Below are 17,747 nucleotides of genomic sequence, written 5' to 3'. Positions count from 1 at the left end.
GCCCTGTTTTTTGGAGTAACGCCCGTGACTGCTCGTTGCCTGCTGCTCGCCGCACTGCTGCCGGGCTGCGCCCTGGCCGCCGATCTCGCCGCCGTGTTTCCGCAGTTAACGCCGCTGAAACTGGAAAACGAAGGCATACGCGTGCTGTATGCCAAGGACCAGTCCGAAAAAGTCACCGATCGACCGTCCTGGATGAACGAGGTCGAGCAGGCCGGTGTGTATGTCGCGCTGCCGCTGCGGCTGCGGCTGGGCAAGGGCATCCCGCCGCTGACCCTGTACTGCGACTCCGGCCCCAGCGCCGATCCCCGCTGCCGCCTGCTGCCGAATACCGACGTGCCGGAGAAAAACGTATTCGACGCGCCGGGCAGCGAATTCGCCTTTCCCGGCGACGGCCGCATCGTCGTCGCCGGCCATAGCGACAACTACTACGACCAGCGCAAGGTGTTCCGCTGGGACGGCGACAGGTTTACAGAACTGGTGCAGCCGCTGTTGCACGTCGGGCTGACCGGCAAGACCCGCGCGGCAATCCCGCTGCGCCGCGCGCCGGGCGCCACGGCCGCGACCACCGGCGTGGTACTGCCCGCCGGCAGCAGCGTCACCGTGCTGCTCAACGACAACAGCACGGTGGACGACAGCGGCCAGAACCCGAACTACCTGCTGCTCAGCGCCGAAGGCATCGTCGGCTGGGCCTACCTGCCCGGCCAGGACGACGGCAGCACGGCGATAGAAGGCTTGTTCTACGCCGGCGACTGAACGGTTTCAGTCCTTCATGTCCGGCTCGAAGAAGCACCAGCGGATTTCCGGGAACTGCTCGCGCAGCGCCGCTTCCACCCGGTTGATGTCGTCGATCATGTCGCGCGGCGAGAGAAAGCGCGCCATTTCCGCCTTCACCGCCACCATCACGTCCGGGCCCAGCTGCAGGGTGAGCAGGTTGTAGACCTGCTTGATCTCGCTGCGCTCGTTGAGCAGGTTGAGCATGGCCTGCTTGGTGCGCGGCTCCACGCCCTGCCCGATCAGCAGCGCCTTCACCTCGACCGCAATGAACACCGCCACCACGATCAGCAGCACGCCAATGCCGATGGAACCGGCCGCGTCGTACATCGGGTTGCCGGTGGCCATGGTCAGCAGCACCGCGATCAGCGCAAACACCAGGCCAAGCAAGGCGGCGAGGTCTTCGCCGAAGATCACGATCAGCTCGCTCTGGCGGCTGTCGCGGAACCAGCGCCACAGGGTTTGCCCGCCGCGCGCCTTGTTCACTTCGCGCACGCAGCCCCACATGGAAAAACTCTCGGCGATGATGCCGAAGGTCAGCACGCCGACCGCCAGCCAGCCCCATTTCAGCGGTTCGGGATGGGCCAGCTTGTGCATGCCCTCATAGATGGAAAACATACCGCCGACACTGAACAGCATCAGCGCGACGAGGAAGGACCAGAAGTAGATGGCCTTGCCGAAGCCCAGCGGAAAATCCGGCGACGGTGGCGCCTTGGCGCGCTTGAGACCGAGCAGCAGCAGGCCCTGGTTGCCGCAATCGGCCAGCGAATGCACCGCTTCGGCGAGCATGGAACCAGACCCGGTGATGATCGCTGCAACCAGCTTGGCGACGAAGATCGCGAAGTTGGCGCCCAGGGCATAAAAGATCGTCTTTACCGAATCCGCTTTTCCAGCCATCTCCAACTCCCTGCTGATGCCCCGGTGACAGAAGGCCGAGTTTATCATCGGCCGCCCCCTCCACCGGAAGACAGAAACCCATGTCCACACCCGTCATTCGCCGCAGCACACCGGTCCTGTTCGTCGACGCCATTGAACCCAGCCTGGAATTCTGGCGCGACCGCCTGGGCTTCCCCGTGATTGCCGAAGTGCCGCACGGCGACCGCCTGGGCTTCGTCATCCTGCGCAAGGACGCGGTCGAGGTGATGCTGCAGAGCGTGGCCTCGCTGGAAGACGACGCCGCCGCCTACGCGCGCCAGTTCGACGGCGACAAGACCTGGCTGTTCGTCGAAGTAGCCGACCTGGACGCGGTGATCGCCGCCTTGCAGGGTTGCGAAGTCGTGCTGGAACGGCGCACCACGTTCTACGGCTCGAACGAGATCGGCTACCGCGAGCCCGGCGGCCACTTTGTCACCTTTGCACAATTCCAGAGCTGACCGGAACACGCCGGCAGCGGCTGATCCCCAGCGTGCCTGAGAGCGTCTGACACCATCGCCAAGCTACCGGGTGTCTAGCCCTCCCCGTCAAGGGAGGGCTCCAAGCCAAGCCAAGCCACGGCCACCGGCAGCGTATTGCACGCTGTCAGGCGCTAAGGCGTCTGGCTGAGCAGGAACTGCGCCTTCGGCGCCAGCTCGCTGCGCGGGCAATGCCGCACGATCAGTTCCAGCCGCGCGCGCCAGTCGGCCGAGCCTTCGCGGGCGCGCTGCGCCACCTGCCAACACAGCTCGGCCAGGCCCGGATGATCCGGCAGGCGCTGGCCCAGCTCGCGCAGCAGCGGTTCCGCGTCCTTGTCGGCGCCGATGCGCAGCCAGGCCCGCGCCAGCTGCAGCGACTGCGCCGGCTGCAGTACCAGACCGTCGGCATCCACCTTGAGGTAGTCGTCGATGACGGCCTTGACCTTGCGCACCGCCGCCGCATCGGCCAGCGGCAATTCCAGCACACGCTGCAAGGCATCGCGCATGGCAGCCGGCAACTTGGCGTAACGCGCGCAGCGGTACAGCGCGATGCGCACATCCAGCGACGGCGGCCCGGCGCGGTCCAGCGGCTCCAGCAACTTGCGCGCCGGGGCGACTTCCAGCCGGCCCAGATGCTGCAGGGCCAACTCCAGGCCGTCCTGCTGCGCCTTGGCCTGGTCGGCCTTTTCGTCTTCGTCGAGGAATTCGCGCCGTTCCCAGCCCATCGCACGCACGCCCCAGGCCAGCAGCGCGCCACTGGCGATACCGCCCGCATGCGCGTCGAAGCCGATGCCTGCATCGGGGTTGGCGAGCAGGTTGAACAGCTCCCAGCCCAGCCAGAACGGCAACAGCCACAAGGCCGCGATGCGCGAATAATCGAAGACGACAAAAGCCCACCAGAACACCCGTACCTTGCGCAGTCCCCACAGCACGCAGTACGCGCCCATCAGCGCAGCAATCGCACCGGACGCACCCAGCGCGCCGCCGGGCTCGCCCCAGTGCAAGGCCAGTGACACCAGCGATCCGCCCAGCCCACCCAGCAGATAGACGGCGAGGAACAGGGCCGAACCCAGCGCCCCTTCGACCAGCAGGCCGAGCATGACGAGGAACACCATATTGCCCAGCAGATGGCCGAAATCGCCGTGCAGGAACATCGAAGTGAACAGGCGCGCCGGCGAGAACCCGGAATACTGCAGCTGATGCCGCTCGGTAAAACGCCGCTGCCACAGCCGGTCGAATTCGCTGCGGCCTTCCTTCCAGCTGGCGTAGTGCGCGTTCTCCGCGGTGACCAGGCGGTCGGCGCGCAGTGCCTCCAGGAAATCCGCATCGCTCTGGATCAGCTGCACCGTCAGTGCCGGCATCTCGCCGTACTGCTCCAGCAGCTGTTGCCGCCGCGCATCCGGGTGCTGCGCCAGCCATTCGCGATAGACCGGCAACTCCACCCGGCCCAGCTGCGCCTGCTGGTAATAGCGCAGGGCGCGTTCGCCGGCCGCCTCGTCCTGGCTCTGCAGGAAAAAGAACACGAAGGCGTTGACCAGCACCAGGGCAATGGTCGCGAACGGAAAATTGGCGCGGTTGAACGGCCGGTGCAGCGGCAGGATAAGCAAGCGGATTCCCCCCGGAACGAAGCGCGGATTCTACGCCGCGGCCAGGCCGCCGCAACGCGGCCATGAGGGCGGGCTTTCCTGGCGCGGCCAAACCGCCACAATAGCGGCCACGCACATCATCTACGGGTAATTGCCGATGGGACGCTGGCGTCCACCCCAGGCCGCATCCACCGCGCTGATCACGCGCGCCGGACACGACAAGCTCAAGATCGAACTGGACCACCTCTGGCGCGAACGCCGCCCCGAAGTCGTGCGCGCCCTGGCCGCCGCGGCGGCCGAAGGCGACCGCTCGGAGAACGCCGAGTATACCTATAGGAAAAAGCAACTCGGCGAGATCGACCGGCGCGTGCGCTACCTGGGCAAGCGCCTGCAATGCCTGAAGATCGGCCCGGACGCCCCGACCGACCGAAAGGCGATCTACTTCGGCGCCTGGATCGTGCTGGAAGACGACAGCGGCACCGAACACCGCTACCGCATCGTCGGCCCCGACGAAACAGATGCCCCGCTGGGCTGGATCAGCATCGACTCCCCGCTCGCCCGCGCCGCGCTGCGCAAGCGCATCGACGACGAATTCAGCGCCGAGCTGCCGGGAGGGCGGGCGAGTTTTGTGATTGTCGACGTCAGCTACGAAGGCTGAAAGCGCCTGACAGAATGCTATTTGTTCCCGCTGCAATGGCTTGAAGCCGTTATACGACAGGCCGTCTCGCGGCGCGGCGAAGTTCCGCCCCAGGAGAAGGCCGGACTGAAGTTGTTTTGTGGAAACAGCGTCGCCGTGCGCAACAGCGTGCTGGCCTTGTGTACGGCGTGGCGGCCGCGCCGCAGCGGAATGTCGATGGCATCGTCCTCGCTGCCAACCCGCACGCAGCCCCCCGCAGGATCGTGCAGCCTGCGCTGCCGCAGCGCCAGGCAGTGCGCATTGCCCGCTGCGTCCAGGCCGATGCCCGTGCCTGGATATTTCGTTCACGCCGCATCTGCACTATGGCGGCATGACAGACAAGACCGCACGCAAGGCAGGACTGGTCTATGTGAGCGACAGCGAGCCCGGCTGGCAGCGCCGGCGTCGTGGCAGCCGCTTCGACTACGTCGACCGGCGCGGCCGCCGTATCGTCAATCCGCGCGAACTCGCCCGCATCCGCGCGCTGGCGATTCCGCCGGCGTATGAAGACGTGTGGATATGCCCGCATCGCCGCGGCCATATCCAGGCCACGGCGCGCGACGCGCGCGGGCGCAAGCAATACCGCTATCACGCCGACTGGCGTGCCCGGCGCGACGAGGTCAAGTTCCAGCGCAGCCTGGACTTCGCCGCGCGCCTGCCGGCGCTGCGCCGGCGCGTGGCACAGGATCTGCGCGAACGCGGCGCGGTGCGCGAACGCGTGCTGGCCGCGGTCGTGCGCCTGCTCGACCGCGCACGCCTGCGCGTGGGCAACGAATCCTATGCCAGGGACAACGGTTCCTACGGCGCCAGCACCTTGCGCACGCGCCATGTACGCGTGCGCGGCGATCGCATTCGCCTGGCCTTTCGCGGCAAGTCGAAACAGGCCCAGGTACTGGACTTCGAGGATGCCGCGCTGGCGCGGCTGATCCGCCGCTGCCAGGATCTGCCGGGCCAGCACCTGTTCCAGTACCTCGATGCGGGCCGGCGCAAGCGCGTCAGCTCGGGCGACGTGAATGCCTATATCCGCGCCGTCATGGGCGAGGACTACACGGCCAAGGACTTCCGCACCTGGTCGGCCAGCGTGCGCGTGGCCGAGGCGCTGTTCGCCGGCGACGGGCCAGTCAATGCGGCCGTGCTGCAGCAGGCCGTGGTCGCGGCCGCCGCCGACCTGGGCAATACGCCGGCCGTGTGCCGGCGCATGTACGTGCATCCAGCCCTGCTCGCGGCGACCGATCCTGCGCTGCACACGCTGGGCCGCAAGGCGCAGGCGCGGCTGCAGCGCGCACACGCCGGCCTGAGCCGCAGCGAACGCGTGCTGCTGAGCTATCTCAAGGCCGTGCGCCGGCGCGGTGGCGCGTAGCACAAACCTTGCAGCAGCTGGCGCAGCTGCTGTGCTCGCGCGGCAGCGGCATTCCACTGGCAAAGGCGGAGTACACCATGGCAAGACCGATCTGGAACGGCACGCTGTCATTCGGCCTGCTGCACATTCCCGTCGCGGTGATGAGCGGCCAGCGCAGCGTGGACCTGCATTTCCGCATGCTCGACGCGCGCAACAAGAAACCGGTGCGCTACGAGCGCGTCAACGCAGATACCGGCCGCGAGGTGCCGTGGAAGGACATCGTCAAGGCCTACGAATACCGCAAGGGCAGCTACGTCGTGCTGGAGCCGCAGGACATCAAGTCCGCCGCGCCCGAGAGCCACGAGACCATCGACCTGGAAACCTTCGTCGATGCGACAGCAATAGGCCCGGAATATTTCGAAAAACCCTACTACCTCATACCGGGCAAGCGCGCCGAGAAAGGCTACGTGCTGCTGCGCCAGACGCTGGAGAAGACCGGACGCATCGGCATAGGCCGCGTCGTCATCCGCACGCGCGAGCACCTCTGCGCCGTGATACCGCGCGGCAAGGCCCTGCTGATGAACCTGCTGCGCTATCCGGCCGAAGTCATCGCACCCGAGGAATTTCCGCTGCCAGCCACGGCCCAGCGCGTCAGCCGCAACGAACTGGCCATGGCCGAGAAACTGGTCGAGTCGCTGTCGGGCGAGTGGAAGCCCGACGACTTCCGCGATGAATTCCGCGAACGGCTGCAGAAGGTCATCGACCAGCGCCTGAAAAACAAGAAGACGGTAGACCTCGAAACCGAGCACGAAGCGCCCGAGGAAAAGGCGACCAACGTGGTCGATTTCGTCTCCTTGCTCAAACAAAGCCTGGCCGACAACAAGCGCACCCCGGCGACGAAGTCAGCGGCGAAGAAACCCGCCGCCAAGAAAAGCAGCCGCAAGGCAGCAGGACGGCGCAAGGCCTCGTAGCGACACTGCCAAGGAATGCCGATGGGACTCGCCACCTACAAACGCAAGCGCAATTTCCAGCAGACACCGGAACCGGCCGAAGGCGGCAAGACGGGGCACGGCATCTTCGTCGTGCAGCTGCACCACGCTTCCCATCGCCACTACGATTTCCGCCTGGAACACGGCGGCACGCTGAAGAGCTGGGCCGTGCCCAAGGGCCCCAGCTTCGACCCCACGGTCAAGCGCATGGCTGTCGAAGTGGAAGACCATCCGGTTTCCTACGCGACCTTCGAAGGCGACATTCCCGCAGGCAACTACGGGGCCGGCCACGTCGACGTCTTCGACAGCGGCACCTGGCAACCCGAAGGCAGCGTGCGCAGCGGCCTGGCCAAGGGCGAACTGAAGTTCTCGCTGCACGGCGACATCCTGCGCGGCTCCTGGGTGCTGGTGCGCACGCGCCGCAACAGCGGCAAGCCGCAGTGGCTGCTGATCAAGCACCGCGACAGCTATGCCGGCCCGCGCGAGGCAGACGACTTCGTCGATCCGCATTCCGACCGCCCTATTCCGCTGCACGAGCGCAAGTCGGTGTGGAAGGAAACGACAGCGGCGGCGCAGCCGCGGGCGGCCAAGGAAAATGGCAAAAAGTCCACAAGGAAAACCGTATCAGCCGTGGGACAAAAAGCGCCATTGAGCACAGGCGCGTTCGCGCCGCAGCTGTGCCGCGTGCAGGAGCAGGCTCCGGCCGGCGACGCGTGGCTGCACGAAGCGAAATGGGACGGCTACCGCCTGGTCGCCACGGTGCAGCGCGGCAAGGCGCGGCTGTGGTCGCGCAACGGCATCGAATGGACCGACAAAGTGCCCGGCATCGCCGCGGCGCTGCGTGCGCTGGCACCGACCTCGGCACAGTTCGACGGCGAGCTGATTGCGCTGCGCAAGGGCCGCGACAATTTCAACGCACTGCAGGCCGCGCTGTCCGCAGGCGATACGTCCAGCCTCGTGCTGATGCTGTTCGACCTGCCCTACCTCGACGGCCGTTCGCTGCGCGAGCTGCCGCTGCTCCAGCGCAAGGCGCAACTGGAAAACCTGCTGCAGCAGCGGCCGCAGGCGCCGCTGCGCTATTCCACCCATCACCGCGGCGACGGGCCTGCGGTGTTCGCCCAGGCCGTGCGCGCCGGGCTCGAAGGCATCATCAGCAAGCGCGCCGACAGTCCCTACCGCGGCGAGCGCAACGGCGACTGGGTCAAGACCAAGTCGCGGCCCTCGGACGAGTTCGTCGTAGTCGGCTATACCCAGCCCCGCGGCAGCCGGGTCGGCATAGGCGCGCTGCTGCTCGCCCGTGCCGGCGCCCACGGACTCGAATACGCCGGGCGCGTCGGCTCCGGTTTCGGCGACGCGCTGCTGCGCACATTGCGCAAGCGCCTGGAAGCCCTGCGCGTGGACACAGCGCCGGTGGAAACCACACTGATCGAAAAGCCCGATCTGCAACGCGCGAGCTGGGTGTGCCCGGAACTGGTCGTGGAGATCCACCACCAGGGCACAGGTAGACAGGGACTGATACGCCAGGGCGCACTCAAAGGCCTGCGCGAGGAAACATCGCCCGACGATCTGCGTTCCGCCACCGCACGCACGGCGAAGCGGAGCAAGCCCACCGCTGCCCCGGCAACCACCGCCGGCGCACCGGACGCGGTGCGCCTGACGCATCCCGAACGCAGCGTGTTCCCCGCCGACGGCATCACCAAGCAACACGTCGCCGACTACTACGCCGCCGTGGCACCGCTGCTATTGGCCGAGATTGCCGGCCGGCCGTTGTCGGTGCTGCGCTGTCCCGACGGCATCGCCAGCACCTGCTTCTTCCAGAAGCATGCAGGCAAGGGCTGGGGCGATCGCGTGCACGCGGTGAAGGTGCGCGAGAAAAACGCCAGCAAGGACTACCTCGCCGTCGACGACGCCACCGGACTGCTGCAGCTGGTGCAGATGAACGTGATCGAATTTCATCCGTGGGGCGCGCAGGCCGACGATCAGGAGCATGCGGACCGCATCGTATTCGACCTCGATCCGGACGCGTCTGTGCCCTGGCGCGAGGTCAAGGCCGCCGCGCGCACCGTGCGCGATGTCCTCGATGGCGTAGGACTGCGCGCCTTCCTGCGCACCTCCGGCGGCAAGGGCCTGCACTTGGTCGTGCCGCTGGCACCGCCGGCAGCCTGGGCGCAGGCCAAGCGCTTCGCGCAAGACCTTGCCGTCACGCTCGCGGCCGAGCGGCCCGAAACCTTCGTCAGCGTCGCCGGCAAAAGCAAGCGCAAGGGCCGCATCTTCATCGACTGGCTGCGCAACAGCCGCGGTGCCACCTCGGTCGCTTCGTACTCGCTGCGGGCACGCCCCGGCGCGCCCGTGGCAATGCCGCTGGAATGGAACGAACTGGCGCGCCTGCGCGGCGGCGACGCCTATACCATCGCCACTGCGCTGCAGAAGATCCGGCGGCGCAAGTCCGATCCCTGGCGCGCGCTTTACGGTCTACGCCAGTCGCTGCCGGGAACACCGCGCCGTTCGCGCTGATGGGTGCGACAGCCCGGCGGCAGCCGACGTGACAGCATTCCGGATCAGCGGGAAGCGCTATCCGGATTCCGAACCGATAGTGGGTGGTCGCTCGCTGGTCTATACCGTCGACGTCCGCAGGACATCGATCCAGGCCCCGGTCAGCGTACCCGCCACCGGATATGGAAGGTTGGCGGCACTGGCTCTGTGGCTCACATTGGCAATGTTGCGCGCGATGCGATCCGGCCAGAATTAGGGCCGTAAGAGAGACGCGCAACGAGGTCGGTAGCGACTGGCTATTCAGCGCACATCCCACAGCGTGCGTGCGAACACGCGAATGCGCTGGACAACCCATTTAGAACCAATAGTCAGAGACGCAGCGCCCGTCCCGCGGCAGGTCTTCGAACGTGTCCAGGCCATCGAAGTGATCGATGGGAATCTGCGCCACCGCTTCCGGCTCTGCCAGCCGCAGATTCACGGCGATCCGCACACGCCCTTCGGCCTCCCGCCGCAGCCCACGCCAAAACGCCACGCAGCCGCAGGTGGGGCAGAAGTGAAACTCCAGCGCCGTGCCGCGGACAAACGCCTGCGTCCTGCCCGAGACCCTGATGCCTTCCCCTTCGTAGTCGTAGGCCCAGAGCACGCCATAGCGTCGGCACGCCGTGCAATTGCACGCTGTCGCACCATCGGGCACACCGTCAAACTGCCAGTGCACTGCGCCGCAGAGGCAGGCGCCATGAATCGTCATCACCATCTCCCATGTGCCACGTGTGAGAGGCGCCACGGCGCCGGCATCGATGCATTCGAGCAGCCCCGGACAGCAGGCGTCAACCGCGCCGGCGCACCACCGCCAAACGCCGGCAGCGGCGCATGCCGCCCCCGGCCGCCCTCACTCAAGGACGAGGATGGACGCTCGCCTCCAGGCTGACTTCCGAGTAAGCGCGAAGCTACCTCGTGGATTGCCGGCGCCCGATGAGTGTCAGTAGAGCCAGTCCACCAACCAGTGCCGCGAGAAGCCACGACACGGCAGAGGACATCGCAGGCACGGCAACCACCTCTGGCGTCAGCCCGTTGCCGCTCAAGCTCACCGAATAGATCAGCACCCGCCTATACACGCCCGGATAGGCCGGGTCATCGCCGCGCCAGCTGAACACCAGCGTCCGGCCATCGGGCGACAGGTCGAGCTGCGGCTCGAACGGCAATGGGTTGGTTCTCCCCAGCGAGGCCGTGACATTCACGATCTCGCCCGTCATGCGGTCTTTGACGTAAATCGCGCTGTAGGGATTGCTGACAGTGGTGATGTTGCTGGCGCGGGAAAAGAACGCCACGAAACGCCCATCGGCACTCATGGCTGCCGATGTTGACGAGCCATCCGTTGGCGCACCATTGAATCCACGCGAGATCAACTCTGTATGACTGGAGCCGACATCGAGCAGATACACGTCCGAAAAGCCGATGTTATCGTCAGGCGTGAACTCATCGTTGAGTCCTGCTGAAAAAAGCACGAAGGCGCCTGTTTCTGAAATTTTCGGACGAGTGGAATAGTTAGGCCCAACGTTGAGCGGCGGTGACGGCGAAAACTCTCCACCAAACCACGGCCTCGTTAGCCGGCGTGTTATTCCAACCTGCCGATCACGCAAGAATAGCTGATTGAGAGCGAGCGGATTGTCATCGGTGATGTCGCTTGCTCGAGTCCGGAAAACCACATACCGACCATCGCTCGAGATGCTTCCCGAATTCGCATCCGTCGCACTTTTCCCCCCATCTGGCCGCGCGGAAATGCGCTCCACCTCCCCCGTTTGCCAATTCCGGAGAAACATCTCGTTCACAAGACTGGGAAGTTCGCCGGCAGCACCGACGTAGTTCGCCCTGCTGAAAAACAGCACTTCGTATCGATCGGGATTGGCATGGAGCAACGTCGCGCCTTCAAGCCCGGGATTGCCTTCACCGTTGCGATGCCGACCAAGCAGCTCGGTCGACGGCGGAACGAACGTCCTCAGGAATACGTTTGGCGTCGACGCATCTGCCGAACCCGGCGGCACCCAAACCACGTCCGGATGAAACAGCCCCTCGGCTCTGAAGGCCACGTATCCGCCATCGGACGAGGGGAATCCCAGCCCACTGTGATTTCTCTGCTCGGTATTGGCCGCGTTGAGACTGACGCGCCGAACCTCGCCGGTATAGCGGTCGACCCAGAGGGTGTCGCTGCGATCATTGTCATCGCCGAAGACCAGATCGCGAGATTGGCAGACGAACACGACGTATCGCGAATTGCCCGACAGAAAAGGAAGCACGCAAGGACCGGCAGCTGGACCGCCGAGAACAGAGCGACCGAGGATGGCCGGCGCGCTCGCTTCCAGCGCTGATGCTGCGGGAGACACCAGCAGCATCAGCGCGCCCAACAGGCAAGATCGGAAATTACTGGAAATGCTCACAGAAACTCCGATCGACGCGACCACGAATATCGAGCTGACACCGTTACTGGTTCGCCATTCAGCACGAAAAGAAGGTCCGTCGGCGAAAAGAAACGCTTCTGCGTGCCACGATGAATGTCAATCCCGCAACAATGATGAGCAAAGCCACAGGACTGGTAGCCAGTATTGGTGTCTCCTGCACAACGCCGCGAACAATCAGCTGGGTCGTCGCCAGGGATTCCACCACCGGCCCAAATACCGTCGGGTAGCTTCGGTCAATTTGCAGTGTGTAGTTTCCTGCCTGAAAGGACGAGATCACATACCTCCCGGTCGAATTTCCGAGATTGCAGAATATACCGCTGTCCACATGCCAACTCGGAAGAACGACGCGAAGATTAGTACCGTCCTGAATTACGGGAATCGGGGTGGTCGGGCCGAGAAGCGTGGCGTTCCGCCATCGGAACGCGGAGTTCCGCCCTCCAAGCGTGGCCTTCCGCCATCCAAGCGTGGCGTTCCACCCTCCAAGCGCGGAGTTCCGCCCTCCAAGCGCGGAGTTCCGCCCTCCAAACGCGGAGTTCCGCCCTCCAAGCGCGGAGTTCCACCCTCCAAGCGCGGAGTTCCGCCCTCAAAGCGCGGCGTTCCGCCCTCCAAGCGCGGCGTTCCGCCCTCAAAGCGCGGCATTCCACCTTCCGAGGGGCTGTATCGCGCGCGGGCTCAGCGCGAAGCAGCGTTGTAGTCTTCGAAACAGTCGACCGAAAGAAGCTCATCGCGGCCCACCGTAATAGGTAGATCAGGGCGGCCGCCTCGATGTGTCGTAAACACGTGGAAGAGCAAGGTGGTTTCGATTACGGCTAGTACATTGCCGCTATCAGCCCCCATCGAGCCCGTCGATGAAAATACCCTCGTTGCGAGTGAGATCGTATTCCCCGGCGGACTGGACCAGGCCGTTGCCCGTCCCGCGCGATTGAACCTGCGTCGTCCGCGCCTGCGTACGCCGGTAGAACGTCTGCTGCAACGGCAGGACGGCACCGGCCAGGCGCCAGCCGCTGCTGAAGCGGTGCATCGTGCTGAGGCGTGTGTAGACGCTGCCGTTGGCGGAAAGCAGCAGTTGCGCCGGCAAGGCGCGTTCAGGACCGGAGCCGGAGCGCAGCCAGGTCACGATGCCGGCGCCGTTGTCGTAGCGGATCACCGCGAGCGACTGCAGTGCCGGCTGCGGTGGATTGAACGGCAGGATGTGATTGATGAAGCTGGGCGGCAACAACGTGGTCGCCGCTATCCTGCCGTCCAGGCGCAGGCCCAGCGGCGAGAACTGCCACACGTCCATTGCGGAATCCACGCTGCCATCGGTTTTCAGCCGCAGCAGTTTGGACGCGGCAAAATCGCCGATGGCGAGCAGCTTGCCGTCGACCTGCAGCGCAAGGGAACCTAATCTGCGAGCTCGAAGAGCAAAAGATTGTTGCCTTCGAGCGCGCTGTAGGGGGAGGCGCCGACAGCGGCTTACCGCAAGCAGCTACCCCAGACGCAATGCCGCGGGATAGACGCGACCCGCACGCAGTGGCTGGAAACACTCGCCTTCGCGATAGAACGCTTCATCGGCGGTGGAAGCGTGCCAGCCGGGCACGCCGGAAATCGGCAGTGCCCGCAGTTCCTGCGGGTCGTTCAATGCCTGCCCTGTGGCGATGGCCATGGCTACAGCGGTCGCAGCGGCGGCGCTGCCGGCGCCCGATGGATCGACGACCGCCAATGCCTTGCCGGTGATGAGTTTTCCCGGCACCAGTGCCATTTCCAGCAAGGCATGACCGAATACGTGGGCGTCGATGCTTCTGTCGATCCAGGCCTGGCGCGAGCGCCAGAACAAGCCGTGCCAGTCGTGCGCATCCCACAACGGCAGCAGCGCCGGGTCACGCAGCACGACGATGATGCCGCCTTCGTCGAAATGCGTCAGTGCGCACTGCGCGCGGCTGCGCTGCCGGTCGCCCATCCGGGCAATCTCGGCGACCTGGCGCGCGTTCAGCGCCTGCTTGAGGGCGGGATAGCGGCGCCAGACCAGGGCATTGAAGAAGTCGTGCCAGTTGTCTTCCCGCGTGGCGATTTCACGGCGTGCATGGATGCGCGATTCGTAGTGCAGACCATCAGCGAGCAACGCCGGCGTCTGCGCGACGAAGCGCCAGGGCGAATCCCAGCCGGCGTTGAGTTCCTCTACGGCGGGAAACTGCGCCGACGCGAGCCAATCCGCATGCTCGGGCCACAGCGACAGCGGTGGCCGCGCCAGTGTCTCGCGGCTCAGTTCTGCGCGATTCGGTGCGACGAAACGCATGCGGCGGCGAATCAGCCCGGCAGGCGGGCGAACAGGTCGTGCTGGTCGGCGGTGAATACCTCGACCTCGGCGAACTGGCCGGGGCGCAGCTTTTGTCCATTTTCCACATGGACCACGCCGTCGATTTCCGGCGCGTCGGCGGCCGAGCGCGCGACAGCGCCATCGGCATCGACATGGTCGACCAGTACCTTGATGCGTTTGCCGATCTTGTCGCCCAGGCGCATGCCGCTGATTTCCGCCTGCACTTCCATGAAGCGCTCCAGGCGTTCTTCCTTGATGTCGTCGGGCACCGGATCGGGCAGGTCGTTGGCCTTGGCGCCGTCGACCGGCGAATAGGCGAACGCGCCGACGCGGTCGAGCTGGGCTTCGCGCAGGAAATCCAGCAGTTCTTCGAATTCCTGCTCGGTTTCGCCGGGGAACCCGACGATGAAGGTGGAACGGATGGTCAGCTCGGGGCAGATCGCGCGCCACTTCTTCACGCGCGCCAGCACCTTGTCCACCGCACCGGGGCGCTTCATCAGCTTGAGGATGCGCGGGCTGGCGTGCTGGAACGGGATGTCCAGATACGGCAGCAGCTTGCCCTCGGCCATCAGCGGCACGACTTCGTCCACATGGGGATAAGGGTAAACGTAGTGCAGGCGCGTCCATACGCCGAGTTCGGCCAGGCCCTGGCACAGTTCGGTCATGCGCGTGCGGTACGGCTTGCCGCGCCATTCGCGTTCGGCGTATTTGAGGTCTACGCCGTAGGCGCTGGTGTCCTGCGAGATGACGAGCAGTTCTTTCACGCCGCCCTTGACCAGTTTTTCCGCTTCCTGCAGCACCTGGTCCACCGGACGCGACACCAGGTCGCCGCGCATGGACGGGATGATGCAGAACGAGCAGCGGTGGTTGCAGCCTTCGGAAATCTTCAGGTAGGCGTAGTGCTTGGGCGTCAGCTTCAGCCCCTGCGGCGGCACCAGGTCGAGGAAGGGGTCGTGCTTGGGCGGCAGCTGTGTGTGCACGGCCGTCATGACGCTGGCGTAGTCCTGCGGGCCGGAAATCGACAGCACGCCCGGATGCGCCTGGCGGATGACGTCGGCCTTGGCGCCGAGGCAGCCGGTCACGATGACCTTGCCGTTCTCGGCCAGGGCTTCGCCGATGGCATCCAGCGATTCCTCGACGGCGGCATCGATGAAGCCGCAGGTGTTGACGACGACGACATCGGCATCGTCGTAGGTCGGCACGATTTCGTAGCCTTCCACGCGCAACTGGGTGAGGATGCGTTCGGAATCGACCAGCGCCTTGGGGCAGCCTAGGCTGACGAAGCCGACCTTGGGATTCTGGCGGGACATGGCGCTACTCGGAAAGGCAAGCCGGCCATTGTACGTGCGTGTTTCCATCGCGTCGAACGGGCGCCCAGGCACCTCTTGCACCCTCGATTCGCCAGCGCACGCCATTGCAATTGGTGTGTAATTTGTTTACCCATGCGAAACAACGCGCCGAGTTAGCATACGCCGGTGGCCCGTACGGGGCGGACACACCTACAGGATCGCCAGCGCAATGCCGATTCGCCAGTCTATGAATCCGCTGCGCCGGCAAGCGCTTACCGTCGTGGCGACGGCCTTGCTGGTGTGCGGCTTCGGCACCATGAGCCGGCTGTATGCCGACGATCTTTCGCCCGCCACAGCGGGCCAGCTGGCCGCTTCGGCACAATCCCTCTCCCAGGCACTGCAGACCGGCTGGCATACGCTGGACAGCCTGCTGGGGCCGTCGCTGGGCCGTCCCGGCCGCCTGCACCTGGCGCGCACGGTCGGCGTTCTGGAGCAATCGCTGGGCGCGAGTTTTCTTGCGGCCGAGGCCTGGAAAGCTGCCGTTGCCCACGCCACCCGGCTCAACGACCTGCCCCGGCTGATCGAAGCGCTGGACCACAGCGTCGCCCTGGCCCTGGCCCGCGGCGACTACGACGGCGCGTCGGCCCTGGCGGCGAACCTGCTGCAGGAGGCGCGGCACCTGCGCTCCACAGCCGCCCAGGCGGCAGCGGAAGGCTATCTCGGCGTGATCGCCCGCCGCCGCGGCAAGCTGGAGGAAGCCCGCCAACACCAGGAAACCGCGCTGGAGCTGCGCCGCCGGCTCGGCGACAAGGCCGGCGAAGCGCAGGTGCTGATGAATCTCGGCACGGTGCACCGCGATCTGGGCGACTTCGCCCGCGCGCTGGAATTCCAGATCGATGCGCTGGAACTGCGCCGCTCGCTGGGCAGCCAGGAAAAGCTGGACCTTTCCTACCGCAATATCGCCCTGCTCTACCGCGAAATCGAGGACACCGAGCAGGCACGGGTGAATTTCGAGGCGGCGCTGGCGTCCTCGCGCAAGAACTACGATCCGCAGTCGCTGGCCGGCGCGCTCGGCAGCTATGCCAGCTTCAGCAACGACATCGGCGAGGCCGAAGCGGCGCTGACCATGGCCCGGCAGGCGCGGGCGATCGACGCCAGCATCGGCAACCGGCCCTATGTCGGCCTGGAAAACGTGGAAATCGGCCGCGCCCTGATCCGCCTGGGCCGCGACGACGAGGCCGCCGTCGTGCTGAACGAGGCGCTGCTCACCGGGCGCGAACTCAAGCACCGGGAAATCACCGGCGGCGCCCTGCTCTACCTGGGCCGCATCGCCCTGCGCGCCGGCAACGAGACATTGGCCACGCAGCATCTGGACGAGGCAATCCGCGTGCTCACCGAGGCCGGCCTGAAGTCGGCGCTGAGCGAAGCCTTCGGCGCGCGTGAGGAAATCGCCCTGGCCAGCGGCCAGCTGGCGGCGGCGATCGATTTTTCCCATCGCCGCGCCGCCCTGCGCGAGGAACTGCTCGGCACCCGCTCGGGCCGCCAGCTGGCGGCGCTGAAGTCGCGCTACGAGCGGGCCGATGCGGACCAGCGCATTCGCCTGCTCAGCCTGAGCAACGAGCTGCAGAACCTGCGCCTGAACCAGCAGGCGCTGCTGCGCAATATCGGCCTGGGCGCGGCTGCCGTGCTGAGCGTGCTGCTGGCGTTGCTGTTCCGGCGCTACCGCACCACGCGCACGCTGAATCGGCAGCTGCAGCAGAAGAACGCCGAGATCAGCGCCCACGAGGCCACGCTGGAATCGGCCAATGCCAAGCTCAGTACGCATGCCGCCGAGCTGTACCAGGCCGCCATCACCGACCCGCTGACCGGCGCGTACAACCGCGGCCATCTGCTGCGCCAGCTCGACGACAACCTGCGCCATGCGCTGGCGGCGCAGCAGGATCTGTCGCTGCTGCTGATCGACTTCGATCACTTCAAGACCGTCAACGACGAGCACGGCCATCTGTTCGGCGACCGCGTGCTGGCCAGCGGCATCCAGATCGTGCGCCAGTGGCTGGAGCCCGGCGACCTGATCGGCCGCTACGGCGGCGAGGAATTCGTCGTGGTGATGCCCGGCCGCGATGTGCAGTCGGGCCTGGCCGTGGCCGAACGCCTGCGCGACAAGGTTGCCAGCGGTCTCGATGCGCTGGCCCAGGGCAAGCGCTCGCTGACCATCAGTATCGGCCTGGCCAGCCTGGGCAGCAGCGGCGCGCGCACGCTGGAAGACCTGCTCGGCGCGGCCGACATCGCCGTCTACCGGGCCAAGGCGCAGGGGCGCAATCGCGTCGTGCGCTATGCGCCGGAGACCGGCGTGGCCGCGATAGCGACGCCGTAACCCGGCATACGCCGGCGCTGCCGTTGTGCCCTTTCCTCCGGCACAGTGTGCGAATAGGCTCAGGCCTTCGACACAGGGAAGTACCCC

The 17,747-nt window shown here is 65.9% G+C and carries 14 protein-coding genes and 1 pseudogene; 7 read left to right on the top strand and 8 right to left on the bottom strand.

The window, feature by feature from the left end:
• Window positions 1–24 precede the first annotated feature (24 nt).
• The gene (locus DFR29_RS12030; protein WP_133818843.1) at window positions 25–753 is read left to right on the top strand and encodes a hypothetical protein; all 729 of its coding nucleotides are present in this window, start codon (window positions 25–27) and stop codon (window positions 751–753) included.
• Window positions 754–759: 6 nt separating this feature from the next.
• Here DFR29_RS12030 and DFR29_RS12025 read toward each other — a convergent pair whose 3' ends face one another.
• Window positions 760–1,668: a cation diffusion facilitator family transporter gene (locus DFR29_RS12025; protein WP_133818842.1), complete on the bottom strand. Its 909-nt coding sequence runs from the start codon at window positions 1,666–1,668 to the stop codon at window positions 760–762.
• An 80-nt stretch (window positions 1,669–1,748) separates the two neighbouring features.
• On the opposite strand from DFR29_RS12025, the gene DFR29_RS12020 reads away from it, so the two are divergent.
• Complete coding sequence (locus DFR29_RS12020) at window positions 1,749–2,144, top strand: VOC family protein (RefSeq protein ID WP_133818841.1); 396 nt, start codon at window positions 1,749–1,751, stop codon at window positions 2,142–2,144.
• A 152-nt stretch (window positions 2,145–2,296) separates the two neighbouring features.
• Here DFR29_RS12020 and DFR29_RS12015 read toward each other — a convergent pair whose 3' ends face one another.
• Window positions 2,297–3,769, bottom strand: coding sequence for a rhomboid family intramembrane serine protease (locus DFR29_RS12015; protein ID WP_133818840.1), 1,473 nt, complete (start codon window positions 3,767–3,769; stop codon window positions 2,297–2,299).
• 136 nt (window positions 3,770–3,905) lie between these two features.
• On the opposite strand from DFR29_RS12015, the gene greB reads away from it, so the two are divergent.
• From greB to ligD, 4 genes are all read left to right on the top strand, one after another.
• Entirely contained in the window at window positions 3,906–4,406 is a 501-nt protein-coding gene (greB, locus tag DFR29_RS12010) for a transcription elongation factor GreB (protein ID WP_133818839.1), read from the top strand.
• Between the two features lie 349 nt (window positions 4,407–4,755).
• A complete protein-coding gene (locus DFR29_RS12005) occupies window positions 4,756–5,784 on the top strand; it encodes a DNA topoisomerase IB (protein WP_133818838.1) in 1,029 nt (342 codons plus the stop codon).
• Window positions 5,785–5,861: 77 nt separating this feature from the next.
• The gene (ku, locus tag DFR29_RS12000) at window positions 5,862–6,734 is read left to right on the top strand and encodes a non-homologous end joining protein Ku (protein WP_133818837.1); all 873 of its coding nucleotides are present in this window, start codon (window positions 5,862–5,864) and stop codon (window positions 6,732–6,734) included.
• A gap of 21 nt (window positions 6,735–6,755) precedes the next feature.
• On the top strand, window positions 6,756–9,266 hold the full coding sequence (gene ligD, locus DFR29_RS11995; RefSeq protein ID WP_133818836.1) for a DNA ligase D: 2,511 nt from the start codon (window positions 6,756–6,758) through the stop codon (window positions 9,264–9,266).
• A gap of 334 nt (window positions 9,267–9,600) precedes the next feature.
• Here the strand turns inward: ligD and DFR29_RS11990 are convergent, their stop codons facing one another.
• The 6 genes and pseudogenes from DFR29_RS11990 to rimO form a co-directional block, all read right to left on the bottom strand.
• Window positions 9,601–9,993, bottom strand: a complete 393-nt coding sequence (locus DFR29_RS11990; RefSeq protein WP_166654044.1) for a GFA family protein — start codon at window positions 9,991–9,993, stop codon at window positions 9,601–9,603.
• A 199-nt stretch (window positions 9,994–10,192) separates the two neighbouring features.
• Window positions 10,193–11,680, bottom strand: coding sequence for a TolB family protein (locus tag DFR29_RS11985; RefSeq protein WP_133818834.1), 1,488 nt, complete (start codon window positions 11,678–11,680; stop codon window positions 10,193–10,195).
• 847 nt (window positions 11,681–12,527) lie between these two features.
• Window positions 12,528–12,983, bottom strand: a complete 456-nt coding sequence (locus DFR29_RS11980) for a hypothetical protein (protein ID WP_133818833.1) — start codon at window positions 12,981–12,983, stop codon at window positions 12,528–12,530.
• Between the two features lie 15 nt (window positions 12,984–12,998).
• A pseudogene (locus tag DFR29_RS30505) lies at window positions 12,999–13,055 on the bottom strand (hypothetical protein); the annotation flags it as partial.
• A 114-nt stretch (window positions 13,056–13,169) separates the two neighbouring features.
• Window positions 13,170–13,976, bottom strand: coding sequence for a DUF3025 domain-containing protein (locus DFR29_RS11975; RefSeq protein WP_133818832.1), 807 nt, complete (start codon window positions 13,974–13,976; stop codon window positions 13,170–13,172).
• An 11-nt stretch (window positions 13,977–13,987) separates the two neighbouring features.
• Window positions 13,988–15,307 carry a 30S ribosomal protein S12 methylthiotransferase RimO gene (gene rimO / locus DFR29_RS11970; protein ID WP_133818831.1) on the bottom strand — a complete coding sequence of 440 codons (1,320 nt, stop codon included), beginning with the start codon at window positions 15,305–15,307 and terminating at the stop codon, window positions 13,988–13,990.
• 208 nt (window positions 15,308–15,515) lie between these two features.
• On the opposite strand from rimO, the gene DFR29_RS11965 reads away from it, so the two are divergent.
• A complete protein-coding gene (locus DFR29_RS11965) occupies window positions 15,516–17,660 on the top strand; it encodes a diguanylate cyclase (protein WP_133818830.1) in 2,145 nt (714 codons plus the stop codon).
• Window positions 17,661–17,747: the final 87 nt, after the last annotated feature.

Source organism: Tahibacter aquaticus, from assembly GCF_004363655.1.
Taxonomy (GTDB): Bacteria; Pseudomonadota; Gammaproteobacteria; order Xanthomonadales; family Rhodanobacteraceae; genus Tahibacter; species Tahibacter aquaticus.
The sequence above is the reverse complement of the archived record's forward strand: the minus strand, read 5'-3'. Positions and strand labels throughout refer to the sequence as shown.